8 protein-coding genes, 1 tRNA gene, 1 pseudogene and 1 riboswitch are annotated in these 10,236 nt (G+C 66.8%); of the genes and pseudogenes, 6 read left to right on the top strand and 4 right to left on the bottom strand.

Annotated elements, in window-relative coordinates:
• The 5 genes and pseudogenes from DES45_RS25915 to DES45_RS23010 form a co-directional block, all read left to right on the top strand.
• Positions 1-102, top strand: a pseudogene (locus DES45_RS25915) (dihydrodipicolinate synthase family protein); the annotation flags it as partial.
• A gap of 119 nt (positions 103-221) precedes the next feature.
• A tRNA-Ile gene (locus tag DES45_RS23025) sits at positions 222-297 on the top strand.
• 419 nt (positions 298-716) lie between these two features.
• On the top strand, positions 717-1,541 hold the full coding sequence (locus tag DES45_RS23020; RefSeq protein WP_114773025.1) for a chromate resistance protein ChrB domain-containing protein: 825 nt from the start codon (positions 717-719) through the stop codon (positions 1,539-1,541).
• Between the two features lies 1 nt (position 1,542).
• Positions 1,543-2,952: a chromate efflux transporter gene (gene chrA / locus DES45_RS23015; RefSeq protein WP_114773023.1), complete on the top strand. Its 1,410-nt coding sequence runs from the start codon at positions 1,543-1,545 to the stop codon at positions 2,950-2,952.
• A 103-nt stretch (positions 2,953-3,055) separates the two neighbouring features.
• Positions 3,056-3,964 carry a DUF1259 domain-containing protein gene (locus DES45_RS23010; protein WP_114773021.1) on the top strand — a complete coding sequence of 303 codons (909 nt, stop codon included), beginning with the start codon at positions 3,056-3,058 and terminating at the stop codon, positions 3,962-3,964.
• Positions 3,965-4,141: 177 nt separating this feature from the next.
• Here the strand turns inward: DES45_RS23010 and DES45_RS26180 are convergent, their stop codons facing one another.
• Positions 4,142-4,276, bottom strand: a complete 135-nt coding sequence (locus DES45_RS26180; protein ID WP_281024113.1) for a hypothetical protein — start codon at positions 4,274-4,276, stop codon at positions 4,142-4,144.
• Between DES45_RS26180 and DES45_RS23005 the strand changes: the two genes are divergently transcribed.
• Positions 4,266-4,766 (top strand): universal stress protein, encoded by a 501-nt coding sequence (locus DES45_RS23005; protein WP_245571852.1) that lies wholly within the window; start codon positions 4,266-4,268, stop codon positions 4,764-4,766. The two genes, DES45_RS26180 and DES45_RS23005, sit on opposite strands and share 11 nt — an antisense overlap.
• A gap of 238 nt (positions 4,767-5,004) precedes the next feature.
• Here DES45_RS23005 and DES45_RS23000 read toward each other — a convergent pair whose 3' ends face one another.
• Genes DES45_RS23000 through DES45_RS22990 form a run of 3 tightly spaced genes read right to left on the bottom strand, consistent with a single transcriptional unit; the run spans position 5,005 to position 9,756 of the window.
• Positions 5,005-5,649: a trimeric intracellular cation channel family protein gene (locus DES45_RS23000; protein WP_114773019.1), complete on the bottom strand. Its 645-nt coding sequence runs from the start codon at positions 5,647-5,649 to the stop codon at positions 5,005-5,007.
• Positions 5,650-5,678: 29 nt separating this feature from the next.
• Positions 5,679-7,322: a peptidoglycan D,D-transpeptidase FtsI family protein gene (locus DES45_RS22995; protein WP_114773017.1), complete on the bottom strand. Its 1,644-nt coding sequence runs from the start codon at positions 7,320-7,322 to the stop codon at positions 5,679-5,681.
• Between the two features lie 16 nt (positions 7,323-7,338).
• The gene (locus tag DES45_RS22990) at positions 7,339-9,756 is read right to left on the bottom strand and encodes a penicillin-binding protein 1A (protein ID WP_114773015.1); all 2,418 of its coding nucleotides are present in this window, start codon (positions 9,754-9,756) and stop codon (positions 7,339-7,341) included.
• A 383-nt stretch (positions 9,757-10,139) separates the two neighbouring features.
• Positions 10,140-10,236: riboswitch (glycine riboswitch) on the bottom strand.

Here is a 10,236-nt window from a genome sequence, read left to right as displayed (position 1 = left end):
AGGGTGCGCCATCCCCTGCAGCCCCTGCATCCGGAGACCCGCAAGGGCCTCCTGGAGATCGCCCGCCGCCTCGACCCGGTCGTGCTCCGCTGGGGACGCTGAGGAAGGCGGCTGACGGCTGCCTGTTCCCGTCCCGGCGCCTCTCAGGCGGCAGGGAGTAACGGGGTGAGGGGTGACGAACGCAACAAAGTGGTCTAGAGGAAATCTTCGTCTCCCCTCAGGGGCCTGTAGCTCAATGGTTAGAGCCGGCCGCTCATAACGGTCTGGTTGCAGGTTCGAGTCCTGCCGGGCCCACCAGCTGGAACCTTTGCTCAGCAAAGGTTTCAAGAGCCCTCCGGAACCATTCCCCGGAGGGCTTTTTGCCAACAGGGACCGATAGGCGTGAAAAGGTCCGAGACGCGGTGCTTTCCAGGAGGACGGCGGGGCGCGACGTATTCGGCGAAGGCCCGCACGATCAGGCCGCTCGGCCGTTAAGCCCTCGTCCTTGATCAACCCTGCGCCCAATCACAGGCCTACCACGCGTTTGAACGTCAGGCGCAGCGGATCGCCGTCGTGGGTCCTTCCTCTGGGCGTCTGCCGGCTCTGCGGCGCGGACCTAAGGCCGTTGACAATTGCTGCCCGAGGGCACTTACTTGATCCCATGGGGGCCGCGATCCCCTCATGAGGCGACAGCCCAAGCATCGCGTCCGGCTCACCTTCAGCAAGGACGCATTGCCATGCCGTCGATCAACACCATCTCCACCGACAAGCTCTTCCGCCTGATCGGCACGCCCAAGTGCCCGGTCCTCATCGACGTTCAGACCGACGAGGACTTCGCCGCCGACCCGCGCCTAATCCCCGGCGCCATCCGCCGTCCGTGGCAGACCGTCGCCGATTGGGCGCGTGGCTTCAGCGGCCGACCGGCCATCGTCATTTGCCAAAAGGGCCAGAAACTCAGCGAGGGCGTGGCCGCCTGGCTCCGGTACGAGGGCATCCCGGCCGATTCCCTCGAAGGCGGCGCCCTCGCGTGGGCGCAGGCCGACCTGCCGATGGTGCCGGAGACCGTGTTGCCGCCGCGAGACGCCCAGGGGCGCACCGTCTGGGTGACGCGGGCACGCCCGAAGGTTGACCGGATTGCCTGTCCGTGGCTCATCCGACGCTTCATCGACCCGCAGGCCGTCTTCCTGTTCGTGACCCCGTCCGAGGTTCCCGGCGTTGCCCAGCGCTTCGGGGCAACACCCTTCGACATCGAGGGTGACGACGTGTTCTGGAGTCATCGGGGCGAAAAGTGCACCTTCGACACCATGGTCGAGGAGTTCGGCCTCGCGACTGAGCCGCTCCTGCGGCTCGCCACCATCGTGCGCGGTGCCGACACCGCGCGACCCGAGCTGACGCCCGAGGCGCCGGGCCTGCTCGCGGCCTCGCTCGGGTTGTCACGCATGTATGCCGACGACCTCGAGCAACTCGAGGCCGGGATGGCTCTGTACGATGCCTTCTACCGCTGGTGCCGCGACGCGACCGACGAGACCCACAACTGGCCCGTCAGGAAGCCGAGGTCCTGACATGAACGATGCTTCTATCACCGTGCGGCCCCGGGGGCGGAGCGAGGCGACCCCGCACGGCGTCAGTTTCGGCGAGGCCGTCCGGGTCTGGAGCCGCGTCGCCATGTTGAGCTTCGGCGGCCCGGCGGGCCAGATCGCCGTCATGCACCGCATCCTCGTCGACGAGAAGCGCTGGATCGGCGAGCACCGCTTCCTGCATGCGCTGAACTACTGCATGCTCCTGCCTGGCCCCGAGGCCCAGCAGCTCGCCACCTATGTCGGCTGGCTCATGCATCGGACTCGCGGGGGCTTCATCGCGGGCGGCCTGTTCATCCTGCCCGGCATCGTGGCCATCATGGCCCTGAGCTGGATCTATGCCCTGTTCGGCAAGGTCGGCATCGTTTCGGCCCTGTTCTTCGGCCTCAAGGCGGCGGTTCTCGCCATCGTCCTCGAGGCGCTGGTGCGCATCGGCAGACGGTCGCTCAAGAACGGCATCATGCTCGGCCTGGCCGCAGCTGCCTTCGTGTCCATCTTCTTTCTCAAAGTGGCGTTCCCGGTCATCGTCCTGGCCGCCGGCCTTGTCGGTTATGTCGGCGGCCGGGCGGGACTGTCCCAGTTCCAGGTCGGCGGAGGACATGGAGCGGCGGACCACGGGCTGACCGACGCCGAGAGCGTGCTCGGCGAGGAGGTGCCGGCGCATGCCCGCCCGAGCGTCCAGGGCGTCGTGCGGGCGGCTGCGGTCTGGCTGGCGCTGTGGCTCTGTCCGGTGATCGCGATCCTGCTCGCCCTCGGGCCAGGGGACGTCTTCGGCCAGATCGCCCTGTTTTTCTCGAAGATGGCGATGGTCACCTTCGGCGGCGCGTATGCGGTGCTGGCCTATGTCGCCCAGGAGGCCGTGGAGCACTACGGCTGGCTCCGGCCCGGCGAGATGCTCGACGGCCTCGGCATGGCCGAGACGACGCCGGGGCCGCTGATCATGGTGCTTCAGTTCGTGGGCTTCATGGCGGCATTCCGCGATCCCGGCATGCTGCCGCCCCTGGTGGCAGGCACGCTCGGTGGTTTGCTGGCCACATGGGTGACGTTCACGCCGTGCTTCCTCTGGATCTTCGTCGGTGCGCCCTTCATCGAAGTGATGCGGGACAACAAGGCGCTCAGCGGGGCGCTGGCAGCAATCACCGCGGCGGTGGTCGGCGTGATCCTCAACCTGGCGGTCTGGTTCGCGATCCATACGATCTTCGCACAGGTGCATCCGGTCGCGTGGGGGGCAGTGCGCTTCGATGCTCCCGTGCTTCAGAGCGTCAACGCCTGGGCGCTCCTCCTCTCGGCTGCGGCGGTCGTCGCGATGTTCCGGTTCAAGGTCGGGATGGTGCCGACCCTCGCGGCCACCTCGGCTGCGGGCATTGTCCTCTACCTCGCAGGAGCGCTCTTGTGAGCGGGCGAGCCGCCCTCGAGAGGAGAGCGGCCGAGGCCAACGAAACGAAAACGAGATCCTGCCGGGGCGCAGGACAAGCCGGGGGCATCATGAGGAGAGAGCGATGCGTATCCTGACCACGGTTGCAGTTCTCGGACTGGTTCTCGGCACGCCGGCCTCGGGCGCGGAGGGATGGCAGCAGGAGATAGCGAGCGGCCTCGGCAAACAGGGCACCGACATGCCGGGAGGGGTCTATCGCGTGGGCCTGCCCCGGACCGACCTCGACGTCACGCTCGACGGGGTAGCGATCAAGCCGGCGCTGGCCCTCGGCTCCTGGCTTGCGTTCAAGCCGATGGGCAACGAGATCATGGTGATGGGCGACCTCGTCCTGACGCAGGAGGAGATCAATCCGGTTCTGGCGCGCCTGGAGCAGGGTGGCGTGGAAATCACGGCGCTCCACAATCACCTCCTGCGTTCATCGCCGGCCACGATGTACATGCATGTGCACGGCCACGGCGCGCCCGCGAAGCTCGCTGCGACCCTGCGGGAGGCCCTCAACGCCAGCAAGACGCCGTTCGGGGCCGAGACCGCCGGCCTCTCGCCCCAGGCGGCCGAGGAGGCGTCGACCACGCCCGCCCCCAACCTCGACACGGCCGCGCTCGATCAGGCGCTCGGGCGCAAGGGCAAGATGAACGGTGGCGTGTACCAGGTGACCGTGTCCCGGGCGGAGGCAGTCAAGGACGGCGGCATGGAGGTATCTGCGGCGATGGGCTCGGCCACCGCCATCAACATCCAGCCGACCGGACCCGGCAAGGCGGCGGCCACGGGCGACTTCGTCCTCGCGGCCGACGAGGTGAACCCGGTCATCAAAGCCCTACAGGCGAGTGGGATCGAGGTGACGGCGGTGCACAACCACATGCTCAATGACGAGCCGCGCCTGTTCTTCATGCACTTCTGGGCCAATGACGACACTGCAAAGGTCGCCAAGGGACTGCGCGCAGCCCTCGACCAGGTGAAAACCGCGAAAGACTAGGAGAAGCCGATGAGAGGGCGCACCCTGTCAGCCATGAGCCACCTCGTAGAAGCCGGCTGCTGAGCGTCTCGCCGTTCGGCCGACCGCTTATCCTCGGGGGAGCCCTGAAGGCGTGCTGCGATCTGAAGCTGCTGCGGCAGCTCCCGGCGAAAGGGTCGTCGGAGGAACGACGGTGTCCTACGACAGGGCCGTTGCGGGTGCGGCGAGGTCGACGAAGCCCTGCACCAGCATGATCGCGCCGAGGACGCCCACGAGGCCGGCCGAGGCCAGCGGCAGGAGCTGGAGCAGGCGGTCGGAGACGTTGATCCGCACGGGACCCTTCCCGGTCCTGATGGTGAACAGGGAGGTGGACCATCCCTACCGAACAGCCCTGGCCGCCGTCGACCTGTCCGCGCCGTCCATGAACGCCATCAGGACCGGCACGGCCCTGGGGCTCCCCGGCGATAACCGGCTTGCGCTCGTCCATGCCTTCCTTCTGCTGGGGAAGGGGCAGATGTTCTATGCCGGGCTCAGCCCGGACACCATCGACCGGAACGTGGCCGAGGAGCGTCTGCGGGCCAATAAGGAGCTGACTGAGTTTCTGGAGGCGAACGGGCTCGGCAATTCCGAACGGTCGATCCACGTCGAGGAGGGACCGCCGTCCGAGGTGATCTCCACGGCCGTCGAGCAGTTGAAGCCCGATGTCCTGATCATGGGAACAAACGCCCGCTCCGGCAGCACCAAAGCGCTTCTCGGGAGCGTGACCGAGGAGGCCCTGCGGTCCCTCGACACTGACATCCTCGCCGTCCCGCCGCCCCGATAAGGCGGCGAGCCCGCCTCTTCGACCCATCCATCCGCGGGCGTTCCTGAAGGTGGTGGGACTGGCTAGGCTCCGATGGGAAATGAGCTCTATTTCGACAATTTCCTGGCGATCAACAAGGGACACGAGAGCCTCCAGGCTCCGGCACCAGGGCCCTCCGGGAAGGCGCACAGGATATTCCGTTCGAGCGTCTCGAATAAACTATGCCCGCATGAGCTTACGCGGAAGCAAGCCCGGGTCATTAGCGGTCGATCTCCTCCCGCGTGCGTCCGGGTCGCGGCCGGTAGCGCGGTAGCGACCAGTCCCACCGCAGGGCGGCGGCCCGGATCGATAATGCGGCCAGGAAGCCGCCGGCGAGCGCATACTCGCGTGCGACCCCGGCCAGCGCGAGGGCGACGAAAATCACCGCTCCGCCCAGCGCCGCCGACACATAGACTTCGCGGCTGAGGATGATCGGGCTTTCTCCGCCAAGAACGTCTCTTACGATGCCGCCGAAAGTGGCCGTGATCACGCCCATGGCGACGGCGACGATGGGACCCGCTTCCGCCAGCAGGGCCTTTTCGGCCCCGGTCACCGCGAACAGAGCCATGCCCACGGCATCGCACCACAGCAGGAGCTTGAGCCGCGACTGCGGAATATGGGCGAGGAAGAACACGGCGCAGGAGACGAGCACGCAGGTGACCAAGTAGGCGGGCTCCCGCACCCAGAAGACCGGGAGCGCATTGATGAGCGTGTCGCGGATCGTGCCTCCCCCGATCCCGGTTGCGGTGCCGAGCAGGGCAAAGCCGACCAGGTCCATCTGCTTGCGAGAGGCGACCAGCGCCCCGGTGGTCGCAAACACGATGATCCCGAACCAATCGAGCAATGCGGCGAAGGTATCAAACATCTGTCACGGCTCCATCAACAAGGGATGCGTCATTGGGCGGTCGCCGTCCAGGGGTGAACGCCCAACAGCGGCAGGGACTCGCCCATGACCTGCCGAGTCACCGGCGCGGCGTTCCAGCCGGAGGTGCGGAAGCCGAACGTTTCCGGACGACCGCGCGGCTCATCGAGGATCGTCAGGAACAGGAAGCGGGGCGCGTCGATCGGCGCGACGCCCACAAAGAAGGTCATGACCTTCTCCTTGGAGTAGGTCCCGCCGACGACCTTCTCGGAGGTCCCGGTCTTTCCGCCGATCCTGATCGGATCGAGCGAGGCACGACGGGCCGATCCTGCTTCGACGTTCAGGCGCATCAGGTCGCGCATGGCCTTTGCGGTCGCCGGACTGATTACGGCCTCGGCGCGGAGGCGCTCGTCGATGCCGCGCCCGGCGATGAAGGTCGGGGTGATCAGGTCGCCACCATTGACCAACGCCGCCACCGCCATAGCGGCTTGGAGGGGAGTGACCGCGATGCCGTGCCCGAAGGCGACCGTTGCGGTCGTGACATTGCTCCAGCGGGAAGGCACGATGGGTGCGGAGCTTTCCGTCAGTTCAGTCCGGATCCGGTCGAACTGCCCCAGCGTCTTCAGGAACGCTCTGAGCCGGGGAGCGCCGATGGTCAGCGCCATTCGGCCCATCGCGATGTTCGATGAGTAGATGAAACTCTCGGACAGCGTCAGGACGCGCTTCTTGCCGCGGAAGTCATCGATGCTGGCGCTGCCGATGGTGAGCGGCCGGCTGACGTCGAAGGTCGATCGGAGCGTGAACAGTTCCGTATCCAAGGCAAGCGCGGTCGTCAGGGCCTTGTAGATGGACCCCATCTCGTAACGGCCGACATGGATGCGATTGATGCGGTCCGGATGCAGCGCAAGACCGGGATCGTTCGGATCGAAATCAGGCAGCGATACGAGCGCGAGGACCTCGCCGTTGGTAACGTCGAGGACAAGCCCAGCCGCCGCGACGGCTCCATAGGTTTCAACGGCCCTGCGCAGGTGCTCAGCATAGAGGTGCTGGATCCTGAGTTCGATGCTGAGGCGCACGGCCCTGTCGTCCCGCTGCACCGGAGCCTGCCCGCGGGACAGTTCGCCACTCCCCGTTCCGAGGGTGGCATCGATCCACTTTTCGATTCCAGACAGACCCTTGTTGTCGATGTCGACTGCACCCAGGATATGCGCCGCCGCAGCCCCGTTGGGGTAGATGCGGATCGGTTCCGGCCGCAGGTGGATGCCCGCCAGACCGAGCGACCAGACGCGATCGGCCGTCGAGGGCGGGATTGAGCGCTTGATCCACGCGAAGCCTGATCCCGACGTGAGCTTGCGGCGCAGATCGTTGAGATCGAGATCCTCGAACATCCCCGCCAATCCTTCGGCGGCTTCATCGACGTCGACGACCCGGCGGGGCTCGGCGTAGACGGAGAAGGCTTTCAGGTCCTTGGCGAGCAGGACGCCGTTGCGGTCGACGATGTCGGGTCGCAGGGTCTGAGCCTGGCCCCGAGAGGCGGCGCGCGGCTCGGCGGGGTTGAAGCCGAACATCACAAGCCGCACCGCGATCGCGGCGAACAGGCCGACGAGCACGAGAGCCGTGAGCCTGATGCGCGCAGGGCTGCGCTCGAAGGCGAGCTTGAACAGAGGCCGTGCCATTGCGCCACCTGCCCCATCAACGGATGTAGGTGGGGCCCGGAGGGGCAAAAGTCTCCGGGGCTGGAATGTCGGTGGACGCGCTGCCGGCAATGGGGGAAGTCTCCGCAGCCGGCGGCTCGGTGCCCGGCTTGAAGGCTTCCAGGATCGCACCAGCGCCGGGGGCGCTGCGTATGCCGGTGAAGGGATCGACCGGGACCAGCTTGATGCCGGCCGGAACGCGAAAGGCACTTTGGGGCCTGTTCGTGAGCGCCTGTTCCAGAAAGGCTCGGACGATCGGCGCTGCATGCACCGAGCCGTAGGCCGACCTCCCCAGCGAGCGTGGGCGGTCGTAGCCGAGGAACACGCCGACGGCGAGTTCCGGCGTCGAGCCGACGAACCAAAGATCCTTGGCGTCGTTGGTGGTGCCGGTCTTGCCGGCGATCGGCCGGTCGAGCCCGGAGAACACCCGCGGCAGCGTCCGCTCGACAACGCCCTCCAGAAGGGATGTCACCTGATAGGCCGTCAGCGGGTCGATCACCTGCTCCGTTTCGCCGGTGGGCCTGGGAGCGCTCTGGTTGCGCCAGGAGGGGGCTGCACAGCCCATGCATCTCCTGCGGTCGTGCCGGAAGATCGTCTTCCCGTGCCGGTCCTGGATGTATTCGATCAGGGTCGGCCGGATATGGCGGCCGCCGTTCACGAACATGGCGTAGGCGGCGGTCATGCGCAGCACGGTCGTCTCGCCCGCCCCCAGTGCCATCGCGAGCAAGGGCGGAAGGTCATCCTGAACGCCCAGGCGCCGCGCATAGTCGGACACGAGCGGCATGCCGATGTCGCGGGCCAACCTCACCGTCATCACGTTTTTGGAGCGCTCCAGCCCCATGCGAAGCGTGGACGGACCTTCGTAGCGACCGTTGTGATTGCCCGGGGACCACGGTGCCTGTCCCGGACCCTGGTCGATGGACAGAGGTGCATCGAGAACCAGGCTGGAGGGCGTGTAGCCGCTGTCCAGGGCCGCCGCGTAAACCAGAGCCTTGAACGTGGAGCCGGGTTGGCGCCAAGCCTGGGTGACGCGGTTGAACTGGTTCTGGCTGAAAGAGAACCCGCCGACCATGGCCCGGATGCGTCCCGTCTCCGGCTCCAGGGCGACCAAGGCTCCGGAGACCTCGGGGACCTGCCGTAGCCGATACTCGTTCGATCGCGCCTTGATCGGCTCGACATGCACGACGTCGCCGACGCGCAGGATGTCGCTCGCGCGGCTCTTGCCGGTCCAGCGAATGCCACGGGCCGCGATCCGACCGGTGCGGCGGACCGTCTCGACGGCTCCGGCCGCGTTCCGATCCGGCCGCAGGCCGACGCGGGCGCCCTTGGCATCGACCGCGAGCACCACCGCCAGCTGCCACGGGTCGATGTCCTCGAGGGCGGGTAGTTCGGCGAGGCTCGCGCCCCAGTCGCCCTCGACGGAGGCAAGCCGGATCTCGGTTCCGCGCCACCCCCGGGCCTCGTCGAAGCGGACGAGCCCGTCGACGAGGCTCCTGCGGGCTGCGGCCTGCATCTTCGGGTCCAGCGTCGTTCGGACCGAAAAGCCGCCTTCGTAGAGCGCCGTCTCGCCGTAGCGGTTAGCAAGCTCGCGCCGCACCTCCTCGGCGAAGTAACCTGCCTGAGCCTCGTGCGGCGATACCGAGCGCGGATCGACGACGAGCGCTTCCTCCATGGCAGCATCGGCTACGTCCTGCCTGATGTAGCCGTTGGCGGCCATCCGCTCCAAAACCCAGTTGCGGCGGGCGATGGCCGCTTCGGGGTGACGGAAGGGGTGGTAGTTGTTCGGGCCCTTCGGCAGTGCGGCGAGGTAGGCAATCTCCGCCAGGCTGAGCTCGTGCACGGACTTGTCGAAGTAGCCCAGCGCGGCGGCCGCGATGCCGTAATGGCCCATGCCGAAGTAAATCTCGTTGAGGTACAGCTCGAGAATCCGGTCCTTGCTGAACGCCTCCTCGATCCGGAAGGCGAGGAGGATTTCCTTGATCTTGCGGCTGTAGGTCTGTTCGCGTGACAGCAAGAGATTCTTGGCAACCTGCTGGGTGATCGTGGAGGCGCCCTGCGGACGGCCTGCCTCAGTGGCGAGGTTGGCGAGCAGCGCACGCCCGATGCCCTTGGGATCGATGCCGTTGTGCTCGTAGAATTGCCGGTCCTCCGCCGACAGGAAGGCGGCGACGATCCGCTGCGGTATGGCAGCCAGAGGAATATACAGCCGGTTCTCGCGCGCGTATTCGGCGATGATTCTGCCATCCGCAGCGTGCAGGCGCGTCGTCACCGCGGGCTCGTAGCGCGCAAGCTCCGCGTGGTCGGGAAGATCGCCGGAGAGGTGCCACAGCAGCACACCTGTAGCCATCGCGCCGCTGACCACAATGAGCGAGCCAAGGGCCGCGGCAAAGGCGAAGAAACGGAGAGCGAAGCGCATATCGCGAGCACCAGTAGTTCAGGCGAGCCCTTGCGCTTGACGGAAGGCACTTGCGCAAGGGCGGTGAATGGCGAAGTGAACCTTCTCGGCACGGGCCTGCATCCGGCAGCCCGTGCGAACGGACGGCCGTTGCCCTTCGCGCAGCTCTCGATGCGCGATGCGTCAGGTCATGAGCCTGGACCGCGAGACTCGTCGTCGGAGCGGTTGACGGCGTTTGAGGAGGGGGCGTGGCGCTTCAGCGGCTCAGACGCAGCAGGGAGCGGCGCATCGGGTTCTTCGCCGACCAGCGTGTCGGAGAAAGCGCAAAGCGACTCGCGCATGCGAGCATGTGAGGGAAAGACATTCGTCAGGCTCCATTCTGATCCCGCAGGAAATCCTGCGGTGGAGCCCCCTCTGTCATTGGCCTGAGAGCTTCATCGCAGCCGGCATGATCGGCCGCGACTTACACCGTGGGCGGGAGCGGGACGCTCCGCTTTTCAG

The sequence above is a fragment of the Microvirga subterranea genome, from assembly GCF_003350535.1.
Taxonomy (GTDB): domain Bacteria; phylum Pseudomonadota; class Alphaproteobacteria; order Rhizobiales; family Beijerinckiaceae; genus Microvirga; species Microvirga subterranea.
Note: the sequence above shows the minus strand (reverse complement) of the source record. Positions and strands in the feature narration are given on the sequence as shown.